Genomic DNA, 24501 nt, shown 5'->3' with positions numbered 1-24501 from the left:
TGTTTAATCTCTACAAATTCGTAATAGGTGCTTTCAGCTGATCAATAGCCTGCTTAGGAGCATAATTACTCAGCTCTTTTAGACACCTATCGAAAGCAAAAGCGACAGCGCCTTTTTCATGATTTCTCGCTAGAACTTCGCATTGAGCATATAAATGTTGAGGGTTCCCACCAACTTTAAACGCAGTCTGCAATGCCTTACTGGCTTCCAGAACGTCACTTTTTTCCAAAGCTAGACCATAAACATACCAGTAGTGAGCGTTAGTCTTTCCTAGTTCTGCGGCATGTTTAAGTAGAGCTTTGGCCTCATCTTCCTTGCCTTGGCGTAACAAAGAAAGACCGGCACTGTAAGGTAATGAGCTGGATTTAGGCTGAGCTTTCATCCCTTGTTGTAACACCCAGAGCGCAGCTTTTTCTTTCCCAAGGCGTCGATACAGGTCCGATAAATTCACGTAACTATTTTCGAAATAAGGCTCGATACTTATCGCTTCTTGGTATAACGCAATTGCCTTATCGATTTCGCCTAAGCTGCGGTATACATTTGCCAAATTGGTTCTGCCGAAACCACGATCGGCGTTAAACTTTTGAATGTCCATGTACTCTTCAAGCGGTGGTTGAATCCTATCTTTTTGTAACGGCGTCATTTGTGCATAGCTGGTCACTAATACCGAAGCCGCCTCCGCCCTCACTGAAAGTACGGGATCATCCAGCAGTGGTTCTAAAATTCGCCATCGATCATGAAACTCATAACCAGACGAGCCCGCGACTGCGCCGAGCCGAATCATTTCATTCTCATTTTTAACGGCCCTTGCGAGCGAAACAGTCGTATTTTGGTCAGTATTGCCGCCCATTCGCTCTAATGCAGAAGCTCGTATGATGTCTTTTAATGATGAATCCTGAGCAGAGTAAGCCAGAGCATTCGCCGCCCCTTTGTGCCCAATTGCATCGGCATAAAACGCGACAGCAAAGTGTTGTTGATTGCGGTATTGAGAGTGAGGAAACCATTCGGCTATCTGCGCATCCGCCCACTGATTATTCTTATCCTCATGACAAGACGTACATACATTAGGCGTGTCGATGTGTTTACTCAAGTCAGGTCTAGGTACGTGCCAACTGTGGTCTCTACGAGGATCGACTTGCATATATGTCGTTTCTGGCATGTGACAAGTCGTACATTGTGACGCTTTGGATCCCGCTTCATGGAAGGTGTGGTTTTCTGGGGTATATTCTGACGCAATATGACATTGTGAACATACCGCCTCTTCTGGGATGTTTAGTTTTGCCGAATGAGGATCGTGGCAATTGGTGCATGTTACGCCTTTTTCAGCCATTTCAGACTGAAGAAATGAACCGTAAACATAGTCTTCATCGTAAATTTGGCCATCGTGGTAGTAGAGTTCTGGAGTGATCAGGCTTAACCGATATTTATCGAAAAATGAGCCTTGAATGTGATCACCAGTCTCATTTAACTGCGTTCGACGGCTGTGACATTGTGCGCACGTCTGAACTTGATTTGTTTCTGCGATTGCTTTTGGTTGTAACGTTCTGTGGCCCTTCTCAAATACCCACTCGGTTACCGCTTTAGATAAATTTCGGTCAAAACCATAGTGACTATCTATATCGAAAGAGCCTCCTGTAGATGCGGACTTTTTCGCCAACTCGATGTGTCCACTTGCAGGGCCATGACACGCTTCACAACCAACATTGATCTCGGACCAAGACGTGTTGTAGGTATTTTTGATTGCGTCATAGTTCTTCTTTACATTGGTCGAATGACAGTCTGCACACATGAAATTCCAATTTTGCCCAGTGTTAGTCCAGTAAAACTCATCTGTCGTTGTTGTCTCTGGATAAAGGTGAAACCAGCGCTGACCACCTTCCGATTTCGTCCTTGAATCCCACGCAAAAGGAATGAGCTGTACACGACCGTCTTCAAACTCCACCATATATTGCTGTAACGGTTTCCAGCCAAATGTGTAGCTAATTTTATAATCATGCCATTGACCATCAGGGCCTTGAATATTGACCCAATACTCCTCGCCTTGTCTAAAAAAACGGTTGGGTTGCCCATCATGCGTCACTGTGCGGTTATCAAAATCACCTTGAACAGATTCTGAGTTTGCATGTTTCATTGCCATATCGTGATGAGAGCCCTTCCAAGCCTCCACCTCTTGTTGGTGACATTCCGCGCACGTTTGCGTGCCAACATATTCCAACCCAAGCTTCGTGGTATTTTGGGGGCTCTCTATCACTGATGCCTGGGAAAAAAACGAACCACTCACCATGACGATACCCAGAAATAGACACCGAAACCGACCTGACCACTGACTCATAACTATCCTTAGTATTTAGATGGTGCAACTTGAATCAATATAGTCGCTAACCCCTTGGTTATACAAATAATTAGAAGTGAAAGGCCTTCAAAATGAGTGCTCCATTCTTCGTCCCCCGATTAGGGAGTAGCTCGGTGTTTTTGCTGAAACTTTATTCGTCTCACCAGCAATCGGCAATGGTGTTCATTAGTGACCCATCTCTATTTTTAAAACCTCCCCAAATCATCACAATGACAAGTATTTTTATTTAGAAACAAATAGTTAAATACCCTCGATAACTTATGGTTATAAAGAGTATAAGAGGATTTTTCTATACACATCATTAACTTATGCAGCACTTAAGCACAAGGTTTACTTGTGATTCTCGTTACTCTCAACCTCCTGGAGTTTTTTATGGCAAACCAATTGAGAAAAATCGCAGTAGGCGTCGGGCTGTTAGCAACGTCCAGCGCAGCGATGGCGGCAGACAAACCCAACATACTTGCAATTTTCGGTGACGATGTCGGTTACTGGAACATCAGCGCATATAACCAAGGTATGATGCGTTACAAAACCCCGAACATCGATCGTATCGCGAACGAAGGGGCTTTGTTTACAGACCATTACGGCCAACAATCTTGTACTGCCGGTCGAGCAGCATTCATTACTGGCGAAGAACCATTTCGCACTGGCTTGCTGACGATTGGTATGCCGGGTTCCGACCATGGGATTCCAGATTGGGCACCAACTATTGCTGACTTACTAAAAGACCAAGGTTATATGACAGCTCAGTTCGGTAAAAACCACTTGGGCGATCAAGATAAGCACCTACCTACCAATCATGGTTTTGATGAATTCTTTGGTAACTTGTACCACCTTAATGCAGAAGAAGAGCCCGAAACCTACTATTACCCTAAAGACCCAGAGTTCCGTAAAAGCTATGGTCCTCGTGGTGTAATTAAATCTTATGCCGACGGTAAGATTGAAGATACTGGCCCAATGACGCGTAAGCGCATGGAACACGCGGACGAAGAGTTCCTCGAAAGCACTTTATCGTTTATGGAGAAAGCTGTTAAAGCAGATAAGCCTTTCTTCATCTGGCATAACTCTACGCGCATGCACGTGTGGACCCGATTACAAGAGAAGTACCGAGGTAAATCCGGTGTTAGCATTTACGCTGATGGCATGTTAGAGCATGACGATCAAGTCGGCGTATTGCTCGACAAGCTCGATGAGTTAGGCGTTGCTGACAACACCATCGTTATTTATACAACAGATAACGGCGCAGAGACCATGACTTGGCCTGATGGGGGCGCAACCCCATTCCACGGTGAGAAAGGCACGACTTGGGAAGGCGGTATGCGTGTGCCTCAACTTGTGCGTTGGCCTGGTGTCATTAAGCCAGGAACGAAAATCAACGAAATGATGGCTCATCAAGACTGGTTGCCAACATTGTTGGCGGCAGCTGGCGTTCCTGACGTGAAAGAAAAGCTTGCTGAAGGTTACAAAGCAAATGGTAAAGACTGGCGTGTCAATATAGACGGCTACAACTTCATGCCATACTTCGAGGGAAAAGAAGAGAAAGGACCACGTGAGTCTCTGCTCTACTTCACCTCAAATGGTGAACTAAACGCAGTACGCTGGAATGACTGGAAACTTCACTTTGCAACTCTGGAAGGAAACCTAAGCGACGCCGTGCGATCTGTACCAAACTGGCCTAAGATCATTCACTTACGTGCTGACCCATTTGAAAAAGGTCCTAGCGAGTCACAAATGTACCTACGTTGGATGGCAGACAACATGTGGTTGTTTGTACCAATTCAAGACGTTGTTGGCGACTTCTTTAAAACGTTACCTGAATACCCAATGCAACGCGGTACAACTATGAACCCTGCTTCTTTAAATTACGACTCTTTGCAGATGCAAGAAAAGATGCAGCAGTTAGAAATGCTTAAACAGGAAGTGAATAAAGTTAAGTAATTTAATTAATCACTCTAGATTGCGTTACTGAGCCAGCAGAGCTCTGCTGGCTTATATTTGCTGAAGTAAGAACTATTCGTTCAGTTTACTATCGCAAAGAACAAGCATTCTGCCGTAGAGTCCTTTCTTACGAAACCACCTTTATCAAAGACCTGAGCACTTACCACCAGCTTCATCTGAAGTTCATTTAGACTCATAACTTTCATATTTCAAATAGTTCGTAATCCCTATAGAAATCCTTTTCTCTAGGTGGAATAACCAAATAACCCTATGCGCTCGATAACAAATAGTTGATTTTTTGGAAGCATTGTTTATGTCACATGTTGTAACATTGTTTATCTAACGTATTGTAACCAGAGAGAATTGGATGTCTAGAGCGGAATCATCTTCCAGAAAGTTAAGCTTTATTATTATTGGCCTCGTTTTTGTGGTTTGGCTATATAGCTTGTGGGCTGATCGAGTAACACCAATCACTGGCACCGCTCGGATTCATTCTTATCTTGTCCGTATTACTCCAGAGGTTTCGGGGAACCTAACTGAAATCCATGTTCGTAATAATCAAGTCGTCAATGCTGGTGATGTGCTTTTCGAAATTGATCCAAGAGATTATCAAATTAATCTGCGTTCAGCCGAAGCAAACTTAGCCATTGCTGGCCAAAACATTGGAGCCAACACCGCGGCTGTTGAAGTCGCACAAGCTAAGGTCATTGAATCACTCGCAGCTCGTGACAACGCAAAAGAACAAGCAGCTCGCGTAACCGAGCTCGCCGCAAAAGGGGTATTGAGTAAATCTGAGCTAGACAACGCCATGGAAGCTAAAGCACGAGCTCAAGCCACATTAGAGGCAGCAGAAGCGTCCTTAGCTCAAGCCAAGCATAATCTTGGCCCCGAAGGGCAAGATAATCCCCAGATTCTCGCAGCTATAGCAAATCTAGAAAAAGCGCAACTCGATTTACAACGAACGAAAGTGATTGCTCCATCAAAGGGGATCGTTTCTAACTTACAACTTACTGTTGGGCAAAAAGCGACGACTGGCTCACCTCTTGTCACTTTCATTGATCCGAGAGGCGTGTGGGTATCAGCTCTTGTTCGCGAAAACTCACTCGAGCATGTTCGTGCGGGACAAAAAGCAAAGATTGTGTTGGATGCTTTACCTGGCAGAGTGTTTGAAGGGCGAGTAGAAAGCATTGGTTGGGGTACTGGTGGCAGTAACGACGTCGATCCGACAACTGGCTTTTTGGTTGCAGACAATAATTCCTTAAATGCACAGCGCTATCCTGTAAATATTGTTTTTGAAGGCGGAGATATTCCCGAAAACGTACGTTATGGTTCGAAAGCAACGGTCGCTTTTTTAACTGAGCAAAGCACCTTTGGAGAGTGGCTGGCCTCTTTCTGGATGAGAGTGTTGAGTATCTGGACTTATGTTTCATAGTTCAGCAAATCCAATCATTAGATTGGTTTTCACTCCGATTCTTTTACTGTTTTACTTACAGTATTCAGGTGCGCCTACTCCCTTTATCGCGCCAATATTCGTTGTGATTTTTCTAACTCTGATGCCATCTAAGCCCCCGTTCAACATGATGGTGAAATTGCTGGTAATACTCTCACTTCTCAGCTTTGGCATCGTAACTTTAGCAGGAGCGCTCATGAGCTCCCCTAGTGGCTTCTTACTGTTTACTTGGTCACTTCTCTGTTGGAGTTATTACCGAAGTCATCGCGATCCCAAAGACATCGTTTCGACACTCACTTTGATTGTTGTATTGATTATCGTGGTCACAAGCCAACAAATGGGGTTGTCGCTTGAGGGGTTGCCATGGGTCTTATTTACTAGCTTCATTGTTGCGTTGGTTGCCACATATATTAGCTTTTGGTTATTCCCTGGGGACGAAAAAGATATACAACCAGACCAAACCACTCTTGATGGTGCAGACGAACATATCGGGCTTATCGTCTTTAAAGCAACCGCATTGTGTGTTGTTTTGTACGCGCTAATATCATCTGGAAGCTCTCAAACGCTATTGATCGCAATAACATTTGGCAGCATGATTAAGCACCCAATTAATCAAGACAGTCATTCCTTTGGGCGGTATCGAATTATCACTACAAGCCTAGGGATCTTGTTTACTATTCCATGCATGCTTACAGTAGCCACAGGTGCACCTACTTACGTTGTACTTGGCGTTACCATCTTTTGTGGCCTGCAACTAGCGTGTTTTGCAATACGTCGACAGACACACTTAACCATCTATCAATTGCTTTTTACTAACTTCACTGTGCTGACTTACCAGATTATTAACAATACGGGCATCGAATCATTTTCTGCTCAAATGACTCGATTCGTCTCTATTTCTATCGCTATAGTTCTAGGGGTACTGGTTCTCAATTTATTTAGATCAGAGCAAGAGGTGAAATAACTGCAGCCTCTCTTTCTTAAACTAAAGCGGCTGAGCGATATGAGCTTTCTCATTGAACGAAGCTTGAATAAGTAAAAAAGCATCGATTTTATAATCACATACAGAAGATTACTCCCTCCCGATAAACATTAACGTCCAATCAGAAGAGAAGAATTTTTCAAGTAAAAAACAAGACTCGAATTGAGTCTTGTTTATAAATGTGGTCTGGATGAATACGGTTATGGCGTCGCTTTAAAATCGCGGATTAGCTTCTCCCGATACTCCGTAATAACCCTCATGATAGAGTCTTTTACATCCCCTATTTGCTTAGAGGGTTGACACCAAAGGCCAAAACCAAACTTAAAGCCTTCTAGTAATTCACAGACTTCAACGGGCTCTATATCATTATTAGAAAATTCCGAATGAGCCAGCGTTCTAGGAAGAACCGCCCACCCTAGCCCTGCTTCAACCATTTTTACAACAAGAGCCAACTGATCGACTTCTTCATGATTCGAACTGACGATAACTTTTTCACCCATTCCTTCTTCAATGAAAGATCGCAACACAAATTGCTTGCTATTCCTCAACGCAGTTAACACTCGGTCGGGTGCCATAGAAGCCAGTTCACCACCTTTCTGGACAAAGGGAACAAATTCAAAGTGACCTAAAAACGTCGAGTCTAGACTGTGTATTGCACGGCTATCATGCACATTGACAATACCGAACTGGTACTCACCAGTCGCTAAACCTTCTTTGATCTCGTTACGGTTACGAACAAAAAAGTTAACTCGCATCATCGGAAAATCTGCCGCTAATTGAACACGAAGTAACACCAGCAAACGATGTGGGATGGCACTAGAATAGGCAATGCTGACACTCTCTAAGCCACCATGAGCAAGGCTCAATGCGACTTTGTCAAACGTACGGGCTTGTTCAATTGTTTGCTTTGCATAGTGGTAAAGAAGGCGAGCATCTTCAGTGGGTTCTACGGAACGACCAACCCGATTAAACAAGCTCACAGCAAGTAAATCTTCTAAATTCGTAATAACCTGCCCGATGGTTGTTCTGTGCTTATTCAATTTTACAGCAGCCTTGCTAAACGAAAGCTCCTCGTAAACAGCAACGAATGCCAATAGTTGTTCAAGACTAAAATTCATAGGTTTTCTTATATCTTAGGGCTACATGGCTAAACTATCACAAGTTATTGAGAATGCTAGCTCGGAAGAGCGACGGTTAACCCGAGGCTTTTATCCTCATCACTAGATACGTAGTTATTCCGCACGTAAATGCGAAAACTTATCGCACTCACACTCCCCTTAAAGCACGTTCGACATCAGACGTAACTCATTACGAACTCTCTAAAAAAATACATTGATGGATTTGATCCTACAAAAGCGATTATTACATTTGTAGGATTTCTCTTATCTTTGCATTCATCAAATAAATAGAGAAAAGCACTATGAACTCAATGCCACATGAGCTTGTGTGGGGTGAAGTTTACTTCCCACCCTTGTTGCTGGTTATTGCATTGGCTTACATTCTCACCATTTTGGTTGGAACCGTTGCAACAAAATTAGGGGTACACAAATACGTTGCGTTTCCAGCACTTGCTGAGCTGAGCCTAATTGTGATTTTTACTGGCGTTATTGGTCGATTCATAACCATCTTTTGAGGCAAATTCCGTGATAAAACGTTATCTAATCACATTTTTATTACTGTGTTCCGCTGGCACTGTGATTTTTAGTTACTACCAATCATACTCAAACAATCCTTGGACTAGAGATGGTCATGTCAGCGCGTACATTGTGTCTATAACGCCCCGTGTAACCGGGCAAGTCATCAAGGTATATGTTGAAGACAACTCCCAAGTTAATGCGGGCGACTTACTGTTTGAGATTGACCCAAGCATTTATAAAGCGTCTTACCACAAAGCCCAGGCGGCTCAAAAGCAAGCCATTGCGTTGTTAGCGAAAGCCAAAAATGAAGAACAACGTGCACTGGAACTAGAAAAGCGTACACCTGGCGCGGTATCTGTGCTGACGTTGAACAATTTGAACAACGCCGTAGAGACAGCAATCGCAAACGTGGAGCTGGCGAAAGCAAACGTCGAAGAAGCAAAACTGAACCTTGATTACACCAAGGTGTACGCTCCAACAAATGGTTACATCACTAATTTTAATCTGCGCACCGGCTCCCAAGTTGTCGCAAACTCACCAGTTGTAGCATTAATTGATGAAGACAGCTTTTGGATCGAAGGCTATTTCAAAGAAACGGATTTAGTTGGTGTTGATCCACAAGATAAAGCATACGTAACCTTAATGATGCACGACGAAATGGTGCTAGAAGGCAAAATCAAGAGCATTGGTTACGGCATCGCGAAGCAAGACGGTAGTACAGGTAACGACCTTCTGCCTAATGTGAACCCTAACTTTCAGTGGATACGCTTAGCTCAACGCATTCCAATTAAAGTGAAATTAGACAACTTACCAAAAGATTTTCAACTACGCGTCGGTATGACGGCATCCATCAAAATCATCAAACAATAAATGCGGTGAAATGTATGTTCAATGCCTCAACCAAAGAAGCCATTAAAGCTGCGCTGTCTATCGTTATCGCAATCTGCCTCGCCTTATGTTTTCAATGGGAGAAACCTTATTGGGCAGCGATCGCCGTCGCGGTAATGGCATTAAATGAAAGCTTCGCTCACTCGATAAACAAAGGTCATAATCGCCTAGTGGGAACCCTACTGGGCATCGGCTATGCCTTTTTCCTCATCACAGCATTTTCTCAAGATCGCTTTTTGTTCCTGACTTTTTTTACCCTATTTTTAGGTGTATGCATTTTCATGTCGAGCGACGAAAAGTACGGTTATGTGTTCTCCATAGGCTTTGCTGTGTGCTCTATCATCGCTTGTATGGGAGGATTTGATAGTCAAGTGACGTTCCATTTCGCAGTACTTCGAATGCAGGAAACTATCCTTGGCATCATTACCTTCTCCGTTGTTTATCGTTTGGTTTGGCCAGTGAATACTGAAGAGAATTTCATTCAACGCTTTGAGAGCAGCCGTGAGGTGTTGCTTAAAGCTATGGACAAACCAAATGACATTGATATTGATGCGCTTGAAACCAACACAGCAAACATTGAGAAGATGTGCCAACTACTGGGATTACCGCTCACGGGCAGTTACCACCTCAAAGAACATCGAAAACTGTGGCATCAGCGCCTCGAAGAGATGAAACGTATTCAAGAACGATTACTTGAACAAGTGGAAAAGCCCCACTGTGATGATATTGACTGGAAACCTGTGGCTCAAAACCTGACACTATTTGATATCGCTCAGCCAACCACGCATCTAATTGGTCGTACCTTATTGACAGAACAAGTGAAACAGAAAACATCTTGGCATCGTGAACACCGGACTTTCATACAGCACTTGAAAGAAGACCGCAGAAAGGTTTTACAAGGCCTATCGATGTTTATCACCTCGTTATTGGTTTGGATTTATCTCCCTGTACCAGGTGGGTTTATCTTCCCTATGTTGGCCGGTGTCTTTTCATCAATAGTACCTACAATGCCTCCTAGCGTTGTTAAAGATGCCTTCTTTGGCGTTTTGGGAACAGGTTCAGTGATACTGCTGCAATACATCTTCTTGATGCCCATAATGACTGAGCTCTGGCAACTAGGGTTATTTTATTTCATCAATATTATTTTGATTTGGGAGGTATTTTCTACACCACAGCTGATGATCCATAGGGTCTTAGGCGTCAATTTATTAGTGGTATTAACCTCAGGCGCACTTAACTTGACCCCGGAGTATCGTATCGAAACACCTTTACTCATGCTGGTAAACATCATGCTCATTTTGATGATCGCCAAGTTATTTAATGACCTGTTTCATCCCCGCGTAACCGCTTAAACAAGCAATTAAACTTAATAAGGAAATGCTTTGAACAGTGGGTTAGATCAAATTACGTAATGGCAAATAACACTGCCCGAAAAGGTAAAAATTAAAGACCAAACCAACACACTTTGAACAGGAAACATATGAAATATCAGCAGTGGGAATACTTTAATATCACGAAGTGAGAATAATATTTGAGGTTGAAGATCCCAACATGTAGCTAAAGATGCGCCTCTTTTGAGCCGAGGATGCTTGATCAAATATTCAGCATAGGATGAATAAACCGTCCACAACCCTAACAGCCCAAATAACTCGATGATAGAAATAACTTCCAGACTAAATGGCAATAGTGAAGGCCCACCAATGAGCAAGATAATTGCGAAGATCCACATCTTATTTTTCATTACACATCCTTGTTGCTGATTTACGCTTATGTATTACCAATAACAACACCAAGTAAAAACTGTTGGCCATAAAAACGCAACCCAACGTTGAATTGCCCATTTCAAGCGTTGAGGTTTTCTCTTATACAAATATTTCCACCCACTAGCGCTCACTGAATGCCACTTTACTCGCTAGACTGATAAGCAGAATACCTGAAACACCTTCAAGAGTTCTTGAATATCGTTGAGAGTGTGGACGACTAAATACCCAATTACCCACAGATGCGTACAAAACGTTACATGTCGTCGCAAGTACGCTGAACAGCAAGCCAAGTACTAATAATTGCATTGATGTTGAGCTTGCAGACGTATCAATAAATTGAGGCAGAAACGATAGGAAGAAAAGCGCTACTTTTGGATTCAAGACGCTGACGATAACCCCCTGAACAAACACATTTTTATTATTATCAACATTTTTGTTTTCAACGATTTTACTTTCTCCACGCCACATTGACAGTAATGACTGAACACCTAAATAAACTAGGTAAGCGGCCCCTAACCATTTAACAACGCTAAAAGCCAAAGATGAACTCAGAATTATTGCTGACAAACCTAAACATGCCGCTAGTGTATGAAAAAAGTAACCAACACCAAGCCCCAGAGCCGCTTTCAGCCCAGTAGATAATTTACCTTTCATTGTATTGGAAACAATATAAATTACATCAGGTCCAGGAATCATGTTGATAGCGAGACAAGCGACAACAAATAATAATAGTGAGTTTGAATCCATTCTTTTCTCCAGATTAACGTCTTGCGGGATAACATTTCATCGAACTACAAGTAATGCAACGTTTAGGTTTCCGTTAGTTATCAAAGCGTTGACCGTAGTTCATTAACGTACCTGCCATCGCAGGCCCGGGGCTAGCGATGGCAGCGATAGCTGATACGATAATCAGTGAATAATTTACCATTCCATTTTTACTCTAAGCCTCCACATGGAGTTTTATCAACGCTTATCGCGGAATAATGTACATCAGAAGCGTAACCCTGATTAACGCGCCAAGTGTCACGAATCAAGCTGGGGCTCTCTGGTATTTTACTGCTCCAAAATAACATCAAATCCACCATAAATGAGACGCTTTCCATCAAAGGGCATTGGGTTATTCTCAGGACTCATTCGAGGATCACCCATGATCCGCTGCCACCCTGAGTCTCGAACTACTTTTGAAGGCCAGACTACCCATGAAAACACAACGGTTTCGTTGCTTTCAGCTTTAACTGCCATGGGAAATGATGTGATCTCACCATCTGGTACTTCACTTCCCCACGTCTCAATAACCTTTAAGGCCCCAAACTCCCTGAACATTTCTGCTGCTATTTTTGCGTGTGCGATATACTTTTCTTTATTCGCTGTCGGTACTGCAGCGACAAACCCATCAATGTATGACATAAGTAAACTCCTTTCATTGGAGTTATAACCATAGCTCAATAAAAAGTATGCACATGATGCCAAATCATAGAAGCAGGTACGTAATACAGCTTGAGAGCTACATTCCTAGCTTGGACTTTATATGCATATTTGAAAGGTATGTGTTTGGATCTAGCTTAGTTAGCGTATTTATAATTTCCAAAACGCTCGAATACTCAATACGTTCCTCTTCTGCATGTCCGATCCCACCTATTGTCAAGTGAGTAAAGCGGTAATCACGATAAACGTTTTGAAGCTGGCTAGAAATATCTTTGAGTAATCTTTTACTGAGGCTAAATGCAGGGTATTCACTATTTTCTGAAAGCTCTGCTGTAGATCCAATAGATACAATATTGCATTTATCGTTAAGTGAACCTAAAGCGTTAAGTTCATTGACTAAATTAAGATACCCAATCGGGCCAACATTCATAAACTCAACCAGTTCGTTTGTTGTCAATTTTGAAGACTCTCCCCACATCGACGCCAAATAAACTATGATGTCAAACTTTACACCTTTGAAGCACGTGTAATCTGGTTTTTTCTCCGGACTAACATCAATACGAACAGAAGCTACTCCATCCTCAACTAGCTTTGATCTAGAAATAGTATAAGTTTCTATACCCTGTAAGTTCGTAGCCAAGAACCTTCCTAGACCCTTACTACCTCCAACAATTAAAATCTGCATAACCCTGTTCCTTGGTTAAGATTGTCTTTCATATTATCCGCCAAACTGTGCATTAGGCATCACTTTAACGTTTCTATTGCCCTACTTAGTTCTATCTTCAATTTCATCGAATGGTTCGACTGAAATACGCTCTGCAATTTCACTCATCTTCTTCATTTTTTCTGGGTTACTAGTTCCCCAAAACCGCTCCCAGTCTTCACGTGTTCGCCACTTGGCAATAGTTAAACCTTTTGGTACCACTATAAGAATGGAGCATAAAATAAACCTTTTGAGGCTCAGGTTTAAAAAATTTATTATTTACGCGCTTACACTATACACCGTGATATCTACCAGCTTAACTCAGTAACTTCCTCACAAAACTCTGGGTCGCCCCAAAGCTCACTGGGATTGTAGTTTAGGTGGACGTGGGCCAAAGTATCTAAGCAGGTTGTAAGAAAACGCTTTCACCTAACCTATGCACTGAAAACGCTAAGCGTTGGGAATCGCTCTTAAATGCTTTGTTGACTTAAAGGCTTAGGATTACTTTTTACTTTCCAAGATTTTTAGCCTTGATCTGTACGCAGAATGAAAACCAACGAAGAAGAATGCATTCGTAGCCACTAGAGCCAGTCCAGCAATCTCGGGCAAATTGTAGCCAGTTATCATTGAAAGAATATAGTACTGAGCACATGCAGCCATAACACACAGATAATGGACGAAGAAAAGTAACGCTCGGCGATAACTTTTCTTCAGATAACCTATAGAGCATCAATAATACATGTGAAAAACAAACCGTCTATAATGATAATATTATTAGCATTAAAACTAGCATCACAAACCTTCCGCTTGAAGTAGACATCTGCGAAGAAATTCCTTCTACGCACCTTTTGCATTTAAAAGAGACTGTTTGTTATAACTCTGATTTTGCCTTTGAGTATAGCTTATGCACAACTTCCAAATTAGAGAAATCTATACAATAAGCTATCTCTATCACGCAACCATTCTTGGACTTCGGACTCCTAATATTTGGTTGCAATACGAGAAGAAAGAGCAAAATTTTTGAACAATTGCTCATCACTTTGGAAGACTAAAGGGCTTGCGCTGAGCCCAAAACTAAAAACAGCAACAGAAATAACGCTGACTAGTTTTCATAGGTTCGTCCCCCTTTGCTTCTAAGAAATCATGATTCAACTGACAAAAAAGTTATAACACCCGCTAGAGTGGTGAGTAACACTACCACACAACTTAATTCGACCACAGCAAACACAAAAGCAGAAGAAACCCAAAAACGCTAAGTATTGCGAATCACTCTTAAATGCTTTGTTATGTGCGTTCTAATTTACTGTATTTAAAGCTAATGTAGATTAAACTCCGTTCAGTAACTATTATGAGGCGCAGACTATGGAAAGTTTTCACAGCGATTACAGAAAAGAGTTATGACTTAGGGCAAGACGCATGACTACTGTACGATTTGTCGAGAGCACGGAAAACTGACCAGAGAAAATATTGTACCTCAAGGTTGCGGTAATGTTGAAGACAAAGTAATCGTTAAAGTTACCAGAGTACCTAGGAACTTCTGAGAAACCCAAAGGAAACCCCTCTCAAGGCGGTATTCACTTTAGAACTGTTTGTGGAAAATGTAATAGCCTACTTGGAAGCAAATACGGCGGAGAGCTAATTGATTTCCGCAATGACATTGCTGAGCATCTTAGCAACCTAACTTTTGAGTACTCATTTAATAGAACGACCTACCGTCCGTATAAAACCTTAAAGTTAGCCAAAGCTTTCGTTGATCATTTGTTGGCAGCCACTAGCGTATTCAGACAGGCCACACGATCTTCTGTACACTGAGTTAGCCGAGTTTTTACTTAATGAAGCAGCCCCACTACCTGAAGATGTTGATATTTATTATTGGCTGTATCCATACAAACCGATAAAGATGCTTCGCTCTATTAGATCAATGAACATTCACAACCTGAGCTTTCGAGTTGCAGGAGATATATTAAAATTCTATCCGATAGCTTTTGGTATCTTTCGACTCTAAACCAACCTCAGACTATGGTTCAACAAAACTCAATTTCAGCTCAATTGATCGATGATGCTGTTGGTGTTGAAGTATCATATATAAATGCATAAGTGCGCTTAGACTAGATTTCTCAGAAAAACCTGGAGAAAATGAGGTACTACTAATGAATAATGAAATTTGCACCGTGGCTATTTAGCTGCAATAGTACATAACGCCGCGTTAAGGGGTGAGCAACGCTACCACCTAACCAAAACTATTGCACCGTAAACACAAAACCTAACCTTGAACTGAAAATGCCAAGCGTTGGGAATCACTCTTAAATGCTTTGTTAGCTGACTGCTAGCACTAGCTCAATCTATCACTCTCACTCTCACTCTTATGACTTCCAACCTTTCAATGAGTGCGTCAGCCATCGACTTCAATTTATCTGGCTTTTTCTAGAGTAAGATTTCATTGTTGCTAATACATCAACTCTTAACTTTTCTAACTGATTGCTCTCATCACCTGTATGGTCTGTGAACACCATCCCTTCTAACTCATTTAATCATTTGTTAAAGGACTCAGGGTTTTCAGATAGTAAAAGTAAAGTATTCTGGGGCTCAATTTTTAACGCAACCAGCAATAAGGGCGAAACTTCTCCAGAAATAGCTCCGTCTCTACGCTTCCAAATTTCTACCAAAGAAAAAAGTGCAGGAACCATTTCCAAAGCTTCTTTTTTTCAAGGTTTGATTCTATAGATTGGTAGTTTTCTATCATCCAGTTATGTAAGAGATTCACCTCTTGGTTTTTAGCATACATTGGCAGTGAGAAAAAACAGACATCATAAGCATTATTATATTCCTTATCATTGTTGCTGCTCCAACTGGTTAGATATATCTATGGTGATTTTTTATAGTTCGCAATTTCAGAAATATTTCTTTCAAAGCCAATTTGCTACTACCTACATAGTAATGTGACTTGGCTACTTTCCCCCATGTTTTACCAGGCATCAAACAGCCGAGAGTGTCTTGATGATAATTTCCGGCATGGATTAGAATGAATGACTTACCCGGAACATTTTGTAGTTCATATACATTAGGATACCTAGATGAACTATAAGGCAATAATTTGTATGTGCCTGCTTTGATTCTTTTGTCAGAGCCCTCCGTCATAGAGTCTGGTCCTGCGGACTCAAGCACAAACCAACTTTTACTTACTCCTTCGATAGTCAACTTACCTAAAGTTGTCTCTCGCATTTGCTTTGTACAGTTTAGATTTAATTTAGCTTCATCTAACTTTTTCATTGTTCTGTACCTTACTATCACATCAATGAAATTAACAGAACAGTGTTATTACAACAGGTGTGTTTCATTATTAATGGAGGAATCGCTAACTTACATGAAATTGAGTGTTACGTTTTTTACACCAACTTTAGTGTAGACAGATAACACCCGCTTAAGTGGTGAGCAACGTTACCACAGCACTCAACCATTACACCGTAAACACTAAAACCAACGCATAGTAAAAATGCCACGCGTGCCGAACCACTATTGAACAATTTGTTATGTTTATTATCACCCGCCAGTACATTACCGTAAATGAGCCGAACCATTTTGCGGGCCACAAATTTAGCTTTTACCTGCTGCAAAAAAAGCAGAAAACCCCATAAATACAAAGGATATGAAGAGTGAAAACATAGAATATCGAATGACAGTAAACAACCAAGAACTACTTTTAGGATACTTCGAGATATTTTCGCTACTTCTTACGTAATTAAAGAGAAGCACACTAGGAAAAGAAACAAACAAACGTAGATCGTTTTATATCTACTCGGGTCTAGTATTTCCATCTGTAACCCGAGGAAAATACTACTCCCAAGGAGCATTATCATTGAAGATATGAGCACTAGAAAAGCCGCAAATGCTAGTAACTAATACACATCCATGAACCCTCCTTTTCCACAATAATCATTTAAATATTAACTATAGTTTTCTATACTCGACTAAGAAACATAACGCCGCGGTAAGGGGTGAGCAACGCAATACAAAAGCTTCCGTATACCACCTTAAACACTAAAACAAACGCATTGTAAAAATGCCACGCGTTGCGAATCACTCTTAAACAGTTTGTTATGTGACTTGCCCAAAAGCCTAATCACCAAAAAATAGTGGGGAAACAGCCAAGAGAACAGCACAGCTTAACTTAAAATAGAATACCGCTAGGAATACAAAATTCATCTTATTATTTTTAGGAACCGGAGTACCTAACAACACATCTGTTCTAGAGTAATACTTAGCGGAAAATATGTCTAATATAAACACTAAATCGACACTCAACGTTAATAATACCAAATCACCATTAATACGCATGAGAATTGGTACCAATAAAGGCATCAAAAAAAGCAAAGCAGACACATATAAACCAAAGCTTCAGTATGGAAGAAGTAGCAGCCCATTTAAATTTATTAGCTAATAGTTTGGGTATATACTCAATATTACTCCTTCTTTGTTCACTGGTGAACCCCACAAAAAGTAGATAGTACATAACTACATACTTTCGTACTCAACTGAGCTAACCTGCCCCAACGCTGAGTGTCTTCTTCTGCGATTGTAAAATACCTCGATGTATTCGAAGATGCCCATTCGGGCTTCTTCGAGTGTTTGATAGTCGTCTGCGTATATCTGTTCGACTTTTAGTCGACTGTAGAACGACTCCATCACCGCATTATCCCAACAGTTACCCTGCCGGTTCATGCTCGGTACACCTCTATGCTTACGCATGAAGTCTTGATATTTATATGCTCTGTATTGTAAGCGGGTAATGACGCCCTTAGGCGGCTTACGTGAATCAAATGCCATTTTTAGGGCATTGGTGATGAGCTCGACGGTCATCGTTGTCCCTAGCGACCAACCCACAATGCGCCTTGAATGCAGGTCCATCACTGTCGCCAAGAAGAGCCAACGGCTCTTCACCCAGATATACGTGATGGCCGTAACCCACTTCTAATTTGGCTTCTCAGACTCAAAGTCTCTACGCAGTAAATTGTCGGCAACATTCATCATAGCAGCCACATCCTTGCTGTATTTAAACCCTTTAACATTACGTGCCCTGATACCTTTTTCCTTCATGATATCAGCCACATAATTTACGCAGTAGGCATAGCTTTCAATGAACTCGTACTTCACTCTTGCGGCTTCGCGAAGTAGGCCGAGACCTTTTTTAGAAATTCCATTTCATCTTTGAGTCGCTTGCTCTCGCGCCTTAGCGCTCGAAGCACTTCGGACTCTTTCTTCAAGTAATCAACACCGTCTAAGGTGTTAAACTGTTTATCAGATAGGCGTGTGAACTGCTTCTTTGCGGAACTCTTCGGTGTACGCTGGATTACGATGTTTAGCCAGAAATCACCTCTTAATTAGCCCCTAGATCTAACTTAGTAAAGTGTCTATTAAACGTGGGGTACTCGGGAACATAACGCCGCGTTAAGTAGTGAGCAACGCTACTACGAACCTAAACCATTGCGCCAAAAACACGAAAACCAACCTTGAACTGAAAATTCCAAGCGTTGGGAATCACTCTTAAATACTTTGTTATGTATAGCGGCTAGAGAGACCAATTGTAGCTTTTGAAAAACACATGATCTATAGGAAGATCCGGGCACAACAATGCCCCTTCAAGCGGCTTACTGACCGCGATTACTTTTGAAACCTCATCAATCATTACACCAACAGATTCAAGAGAACAGTTCTGTTCGACACTTACCCCCCATTTTTCAGCTTGATTAGAAGATATAGGTTGACCTAGAAGAATGGCTACTTTGTTACCTTTTACACTGAGTGTCTGTAAATCACCTTGAGCATTAACTGCCCAATTACATGGAGAAGTTAGTTTTGTTTCAAAAATGGTAGACTCTTCAAACAAAGTACAAGATGATCCATTGTTAACTGACAGATTAAATGCTAACGAAGAAAAACTAACAAACGATAAAAGTAGCGCAGTTATTTGTTTCACTGTTTTATCTCCCAAAACCAAACTTAATCACCAAGATTAATCCAATCAGGGGCGCCTCCCTTCATATGCTCGCCATCCCAAACGTCAATGTGATCGGTACTACCCCACCCATTCCTGATAAAGATAATCCCTCTCCGACCAATTAATGATTTTTCTCTTTGATCTTTAATAAGCTCTTTATTTCCAAATATATTAGGGTTAACAGAGATCCAATTTGCTAACTCTTGGGCTGCTAAAATGTGTCTAGGACTATGTTTAAAGCCAGGGTAGCAGCGCCTATTAGGATATTTTTGGTCAAAACTTGAAGTGTCGATACCTGTTTCCTCCAAAGCAACCCCCATACGAATAGCACGCTGATTAGGAAAATGAGCCCTATCACAAGGAGATTTTGGGTATGGATGGTTCTTCCATAACTTGGCAAATTGAATTACTGACACTGTACGTACCTCACTGAAACAAAAAAAGTACTCTAACACGCTCAAAGAAATCAAACCTGTTTCATATTAAATAGTGCGATCATTCTTTCGAAACTCGGATACATAACGCCCTGTTAAGGTGTGAGCAACGCAATACACAAGCTTACGCAAACCACATGAAACACTAAACGCAACGCATAGCCAAAATGCTACGCGTTGCGAATCACTCTTAAACAGTTTGTTATAAACTCGACTTACAGCTTATTTTCGTATAGATGTTCAACGGGAAAGATCATTGTATAGTCGTCCCAGTTTAAGTTTCCATCAAGCAAATCAAACTGCAAAAAGCGAGAGATGTCTTTATATACATCGTAATCAGGATGGCCAACGCTAAAGATGAATGGAGCAAAATCAACGATTGAAACGTGATTATCACTAAACTCTATTTCTAAAATATGACCCGTAACATGTGTAACTTTAACCACTGATAGTTCTGACATTTTTTACCTTCTTCGTAATTGTAGTTGGACTTACATGCTTTTTCTTAACAAAATAGTCAATCCACTTTTCTACAATATCATCGGCATAACAGCTTACAAACTCTTCAAACTCACGCTTCTTTTTGCTCTCTAATCCTGCACCTTTATCCTTAACGACAATTTTTATAATGCGGCCATTTTTCAAGTGAATTTCCGCTTTAGACTCTTTACCTTGAAACTTACCACGAATATGAATTGGCTCATGTTCGTTACTATAAAAGAACAATATAATCCCTAAGTACTCATAAATTTTCGGCATGTACACCTCCTTGAAATGAAAGTGTAATTTCATGCGTGCTGTTGATTATTGAGTGTGATTTAAGTGTGAACGTATCTAAACTTCGAGCCGTGCCAGTGTTTATAACGCCGCATTAAGGTGTGAGCAACGCTGCCACCTTACCTAAACCATGCACCTTAAACACGAAACCCAACGCAGAGACGAAAATGCCAAGCGTTGGAAATCACTCTTAGATGCTTTGTTAGCAGACTATTCAGTCTTGCGCACGTTCATACATATCTAGCAAGTCAAATGGAGCAAGGCTTTTACCTAATTCCGTTAGAGTTAATTGTTTTTCATTGGGTAAATTTTGAAACTTTAATTCAAAGCGTAAATCGACTTTAGTAAAAAGTAACTTTTTGATCTCATTTACTCTTAACTTTGTTAATGGATATTCTTCTTTTTCAGAATTTTCAACCAATAAGAATAACTTCATCAAAGTACTTAACTCATGAAGTGAACACTGATACAAAGAGTTTTTATATAAGTACCCAATACTTATCGATAGATCAGTCTCAACTTGCTTAACCTTTTGGATTAAGTCATCACTTACAGATTGCATTTTTGATGATGCAATACATTGACTATTCTTACTTTCATACTCGATTAATGATTTGTTTACCGCATTGAGCATAAGCTCATCGGTAGCAGATGCTAAACGAGGTAATAAAAGAAAAAGTACTAGTATTATAATTTTTTTTCATTCAGACACCTTACATCCGTAATGCACAGCTTTCCAAAACTGGCGTTCTTTATGACTAATCTTACCTCGTATCATTTGTAAACCTGCAATTGTACTGATTTGGTTTTTAGCATGGCGTTCTAATGCCCCAAAAGATCTAAAAAAGTACTCCCAGTTCGTTTGATATATACTCCAAGAAGTGGTGGCGACATCGTTAGACACTAGTTGAAATCCCAATGTTTTCTCTATAGGTCCGGCAGACGCTGGAGCGTTTACGGTTAAGCCACCAAAAATCACAGCCAAATGTCCCAAAGCTATAGCAACCCAACCATCATCAATCTTGGCATTCATTTCGTTTATAGCATTTAGCGCTTCTTGGCTTTCCTCATCAAATGTCAATCAAATTAATACTGGACACGGTTTGTTTTGCATTTCAAATACTCCTAGTAAAATCTAACTATAATTTTTTGGAGCGAGTTTTTTAAAAAAAATCAGAATATTTGCGTATCAGTTTTACTTATCCTGAAAATGATAGATTTCATTGTTACTTGTTTTGGCTGCTAACGCCCAATTAAGGTGTGAAGCACGTAATGACCAAGCCGCTGCATGGCACTTCAACACCAAAAACCAACGTATGCCAAAAGTGCCACGCGTGCTGAATCACTCTTAAATTGTTTGTTATACTTGATTGCCATTCCATGGCTATGGTGCCTAAATCGACATCAAAATCATATTAAAGAACAGCGGCAAACAAATCGCTAAATTAGCGATATCAGTGCTTGATATACTTTTCAATTTTGTTACGACCAAGACCATAACCCAAACCGTAACAGCAGCAAGAAATAAATCATTATCTAAATCACTGTAATAATAAAACTTATCAAGTGAAGATAAAAGATCAGCCTCTTTCGTTTCCACCGCGTTTCTAAGCACATCATTCGCAATTGAACGATAATATTTCGAGAAACTCAGGAGAGTAAATTGAACCAGTGTGGCTACTATTAAAAATATCTTCATACTCTCATTACGTATAACGCCCTGTTAAGGTGTGAGCAACGTAATACTAAAGCCTCCGCACACCACCTAAATCACTAAAATCAACGCATGGTAAAAATGCCACGCGCAGGAATCACTCTTAAACAGTTTGTTAGCATGTTGTTTCCGCTACAAACTCATTCACTTGAGAGCGTGTTGTGAAACGTACTTTAGAACCGTGAAAACCTCTGAACAATTGCTGATGGAACTGTCGCGAACTTTTGGATTCGCGAACCGAGTATTCAGAAGCCCATTTTAATAATTCACGAAAATTCTTCTCCGCCTGTTCCTCATTAAGTTGCTTCGAGCTCTCCGAACCACGAGCATAAAGAGAACTTTCACATTCAGACCATTCCAAATCCAAAAACAACAGCATGTCAGCAGAAAAAATAAGCTGTTCGGCTAAAGCACCAAATACTCCCTCAACTACCCAGTTGCATTGAGACTTTATACTAGCAATTTCATTTTCGATTGCTCCGGTGGAGCGTTTTTGATTATAGCCACCTGGCTCCCATACAATCGAGTCCAAGTTAACTTCTTGCAACTGAAGTTTTCGGGATAACTGTTTCGACAACCAACTCTTGCCTGAGCCAGAATTACCGATGATGAGAATTTTCTTCATATTACTCCCGCATGCTAACACCCGCTTAAGTGGTGAGCGACGCCATACGATGCTTCCGCATACCACCTAAATCACTAAATTTACCGCAAACCACAAATGCCACGCGTTGCGAATCCGTCTTGAAGCGTTTGTTATGTGAACAAGCTAAAGTCAGTAGCCGATGTCAAAAATCAAAAACAACGTAAGTAAGAAAGTAGACCAGTACCATATACTCGCACGCCATTGACGAACTATTAACACTTGATATAAGAAAGAAAAAAATAAAACCAACTCTAAGAGAAACTGAAAAGGTAATATCAGAAATCCGTAAGCTAATCCGTATAGCGAAGCCTCTCCTGCTCCTCCACCACTACTCACCACATTTTCGATAGAATGCTCAAAATATAAGTAAATAAAATGGTTTACCGTTAATAAAACTAAAATAATATTCACTATGCTCATGCTCCAAAAACTCCAGTTTGAAACATAATTAAGATTTAATCAGACGATATCTAGCATTAAATATCAAAAAACTCGACGTTAGCCTCAGTTTTGTTCACATAACGCCGCGTTAAGTGGTGAGCAACGCTACCACCTGACCTAAACCACTGTGCCGTAAACACTAAAGCTGAATCAAACCGAAAATGCCAAGCGTTGGGAATCCGCCTTGAACGCTTTGTTATGTGTTTGAACTTAAAGAGATCTCCATTTCAACCAACCCTTTTACTTCAGATGTTCTAACGAAGCCCTTGGACTCATACAGGCTGATTGCTGGATTTTCACAAAACGAGCTTAATAGACTTTCTTTTAAGCGCATGTCTAATAACTAGTTCGAGACACTTAGCCCCAATTCCTCTGCCCTGAAACTCAGGCAAAATTTGAGAGTCTTTCAAGAAGGTAGTATCGCCACTATAACTAAAACGGAGAACACCAACACGATCTTGGTTTAGATGGACTTCGTAATTAACTAACTCTTCCCAACTACTTAGAAACTGATTTTGATCCCAGATGATCCCACGAGTTTGATAATAGCTTGCCATATTTGACTTGGTTAAAGATTCTGCGAATAAGGAGTCACTACCTACTTTTAGCTGTACTTCCATATATTTTTCCCTGGCTACACATAACGCCCTGTTTAGGGGTGAAGCACGCAATACCTATGCCGCCGCATGCCGCCTTAACCACTAAAATCAACGCATACCAATAATGCCACGCGTGCTGAATCCCTCTTGAACAATTTGTTATGTTGAGATGTTAAGTAACGCGTTCATAACTATCTAGCATCTTCACAGGCAACTGGTTTTCAACTAGAAAATTGTAAAAACGTAGATCTTCAATTAAGTTAGGAGAAGCTAATTCAAAGTCTTGATAGGTCTGATTTTTGAAACGAAACCTTACCGTATGTTCAAACCTTTTGGTTTGCGCATACAAAATTTCATGAATATCAGCAGTATTTATACTTGTACCTAAAAGAGATAAACTATTACCATCAAGCACAACTTCTAGCGACTGTTTCGGTTTGGATGCTAAATACTCAGCGGCTAAAGATACAGCACAAAAAAATGCGATGTACCCTAGTTGTGTTAAAAATGGAGCCTTAGATATCTCGACTAAGTAGTAAGCAAACATGCCACAAATCAATACTCTAGTGACAAAGCTATACATTAATTTAAAACTGACCAATTTACTTTGTTTCAATAAAGTTTTCATAACTTCCTTCTCAACATAACGCCGCGTTAAGTAGTGAGCAACACTACCACTGAACCTAAATTATTGCGCCGTAAACACTAAAGCTGAATAAACCAAAAATGCCACGCGTTGCGAATCTGCCTTAAACG

Annotated in this window: 23 protein-coding genes and 2 pseudogenes; 6 read left to right on the top strand and 19 right to left on the bottom strand. The window is 40.8% G+C overall.

The annotated features are described in order from the left end of the window. Positions 1-10: 10 nt before the first annotated feature. Positions 11-2332 carry a multiheme c-type cytochrome gene (locus OO778_RS08145; RefSeq protein WP_264911284.1) on the bottom strand — a complete coding sequence of 774 codons (2322 nt, stop codon included), beginning with the start codon at positions 2330-2332 and terminating at the stop codon, positions 11-13. Positions 2333-2725: 393 nt separating this feature from the next. On the opposite strand from OO778_RS08145, the gene OO778_RS08140 reads away from it, so the two are divergent. The 3 genes from OO778_RS08140 (at position 2726) to OO778_RS08130 (ending at position 6705) form a co-directional block, all read left to right on the top strand. Next, positions 2726-4291 (top strand): arylsulfatase, encoded by a 1566-nt coding sequence (locus tag OO778_RS08140; protein WP_248380893.1) that lies wholly within the window; start codon positions 2726-2728, stop codon positions 4289-4291. 367 nt (positions 4292-4658) lie between these two features. Further along, a complete protein-coding gene (locus OO778_RS08135; protein ID WP_074191401.1) occupies positions 4659-5723 on the top strand; it encodes an HlyD family secretion protein in 1065 nt (354 codons plus the stop codon). Then, positions 5713-6705 carry a DUF2955 domain-containing protein gene (locus OO778_RS08130; RefSeq protein WP_074191400.1) on the top strand — a complete coding sequence of 331 codons (993 nt, stop codon included), beginning with the start codon at positions 5713-5715 and terminating at the stop codon, positions 6703-6705. Before OO778_RS08135 ends, OO778_RS08130 begins: the two co-directional genes overlap by 11 nt. Positions 6706-6923: 218 nt before the next feature. Here OO778_RS08130 and OO778_RS08125 read toward each other — a convergent pair whose 3' ends face one another. Beyond that, on the bottom strand, positions 6924-7841 hold the full coding sequence (locus tag OO778_RS08125; protein WP_074191399.1) for a LysR family transcriptional regulator: 918 nt from the start codon (positions 7839-7841) through the stop codon (positions 6924-6926). Positions 7842-8143: 302 nt separating this feature from the next. Between OO778_RS08125 and OO778_RS08120 the strand changes: the two genes are divergently transcribed. From OO778_RS08120 to OO778_RS08110, 3 genes are read left to right on the top strand one after another with little or no spacing between them, the layout of a single operon-like run. Further along, positions 8144-8356 carry a DUF1656 domain-containing protein gene (locus OO778_RS08120; protein WP_012841753.1) on the top strand — a complete coding sequence of 71 codons (213 nt, stop codon included), beginning with the start codon at positions 8144-8146 and terminating at the stop codon, positions 8354-8356. A 10-nt stretch (positions 8357-8366) separates the two neighbouring features. Next, entirely contained in the window at positions 8367-9230 is an 864-nt protein-coding gene (locus OO778_RS08115; protein WP_031780619.1) for an HlyD family secretion protein, read from the top strand. Positions 9231-9244: 14 nt separating this feature from the next. Beyond that, positions 9245-10600, top strand: a complete 1356-nt coding sequence (locus tag OO778_RS08110) for an FUSC family protein (RefSeq protein WP_104969495.1) — start codon at positions 9245-9247, stop codon at positions 10598-10600. Positions 10601-10647: 47 nt separating this feature from the next. Here OO778_RS08110 and OO778_RS08105 read toward each other — a convergent pair whose 3' ends face one another. The 17 genes and pseudogenes from OO778_RS08105 to OO778_RS08000 form a co-directional block, all read right to left on the bottom strand. Then, positions 10648-10989, bottom strand: coding sequence for a hypothetical protein (locus OO778_RS08105; RefSeq protein ID WP_074191397.1), 342 nt, complete (start codon positions 10987-10989; stop codon positions 10648-10650). A gap of 142 nt (positions 10990-11131) precedes the next feature. Next, positions 11132-11758, bottom strand: a complete 627-nt coding sequence (locus OO778_RS08100; RefSeq protein ID WP_074191396.1) for a LysE family translocator — start codon at positions 11756-11758, stop codon at positions 11132-11134. Between the two features lie 306 nt (positions 11759-12064). Further along, the gene (locus OO778_RS08095; RefSeq protein WP_074191395.1) at positions 12065-12418 is read right to left on the bottom strand and encodes a DUF1428 domain-containing protein; all 354 of its coding nucleotides are present in this window, start codon (positions 12416-12418) and stop codon (positions 12065-12067) included. Positions 12419-12515: 97 nt separating this feature from the next. Then, positions 12516-13121, bottom strand: a complete 606-nt coding sequence (locus OO778_RS08090; protein ID WP_264911280.1) for a hypothetical protein — start codon at positions 13119-13121, stop codon at positions 12516-12518. A 2871-nt stretch (positions 13122-15992) separates the two neighbouring features. After that, positions 15993-16409 (bottom strand): DUF5675 family protein, encoded by a 417-nt coding sequence (locus OO778_RS08085; RefSeq protein ID WP_264911278.1) that lies wholly within the window; start codon positions 16407-16409, stop codon positions 15993-15995. A 116-nt stretch (positions 16410-16525) separates the two neighbouring features. After that, entirely contained in the window at positions 16526-16717 is a 192-nt protein-coding gene (locus OO778_RS08080) for a hypothetical protein (protein ID WP_226977460.1), read from the bottom strand. Positions 16718-17651: 934 nt separating this feature from the next. Then, a pseudogene (locus OO778_RS08070) lies at positions 17652-18095 on the bottom strand (IS3 family transposase); the annotation flags it as partial. A gap of 610 nt (positions 18096-18705) precedes the next feature. After that, positions 18706-19113 (bottom strand): hypothetical protein, encoded by a 408-nt coding sequence (locus OO778_RS08065; protein WP_131815251.1) that lies wholly within the window; start codon positions 19111-19113, stop codon positions 18706-18708. A 23-nt stretch (positions 19114-19136) separates the two neighbouring features. Next, a complete protein-coding gene (locus tag OO778_RS08060) occupies positions 19137-19550 on the bottom strand; it encodes a T6SS effector amidase Tae4 family protein (RefSeq protein ID WP_207546004.1) in 414 nt (137 codons plus the stop codon). A 233-nt stretch (positions 19551-19783) separates the two neighbouring features. Further along, complete coding sequence (locus OO778_RS08050) at positions 19784-20029, bottom strand: DUF2442 domain-containing protein (RefSeq protein WP_029823389.1); 246 nt, start codon at positions 20027-20029, stop codon at positions 19784-19786. Further along, a complete protein-coding gene (locus tag OO778_RS08045) occupies positions 20007-20327 on the bottom strand; it encodes a DUF4160 domain-containing protein (protein WP_074191388.1) in 321 nt (106 codons plus the stop codon). The genes OO778_RS08050 and OO778_RS08045 overlap by 23 nt, the downstream gene beginning before the upstream one ends. A gap of 232 nt (positions 20328-20559) precedes the next feature. After that, positions 20560-20979, bottom strand: coding sequence for a hypothetical protein (locus OO778_RS08040; RefSeq protein WP_074191387.1), 420 nt, complete (start codon positions 20977-20979; stop codon positions 20560-20562). A gap of 66 nt (positions 20980-21045) precedes the next feature. Further along, positions 21046-21426 carry a hypothetical protein gene (locus OO778_RS08035; protein WP_131815250.1) on the bottom strand — a complete coding sequence of 127 codons (381 nt, stop codon included), beginning with the start codon at positions 21424-21426 and terminating at the stop codon, positions 21046-21048. A gap of 312 nt (positions 21427-21738) precedes the next feature. Further along, a complete protein-coding gene (locus tag OO778_RS08025; protein WP_074191384.1) occupies positions 21739-22044 on the bottom strand; it encodes a hypothetical protein in 306 nt (101 codons plus the stop codon). Between the two features lie 130 nt (positions 22045-22174). Next, positions 22175-22684, bottom strand: coding sequence for an AAA family ATPase (locus OO778_RS08020; RefSeq protein WP_074191383.1), 510 nt, complete (start codon positions 22682-22684; stop codon positions 22175-22177). 658 nt (positions 22685-23342) lie between these two features. Then, a pseudogene (locus OO778_RS08010) lies at positions 23343-23766 on the bottom strand (GNAT family N-acetyltransferase). 151 nt (positions 23767-23917) lie between these two features. After that, complete coding sequence (locus OO778_RS08000; RefSeq protein WP_074191380.1) at positions 23918-24373, bottom strand: hypothetical protein; 456 nt, start codon at positions 24371-24373, stop codon at positions 23918-23920. Positions 24374-24501: the final 128 nt, after the last annotated feature.

This window comes from Vibrio sp. STUT-A16, assembly GCF_026000495.1.
GTDB lineage: Bacteria > Pseudomonadota > Gammaproteobacteria > Enterobacterales > Vibrionaceae > Vibrio > Vibrio diabolicus.
The sequence above is the reverse complement of the archived record's forward strand: the minus strand, read 5'-3'. Positions and strand labels throughout refer to the sequence as shown.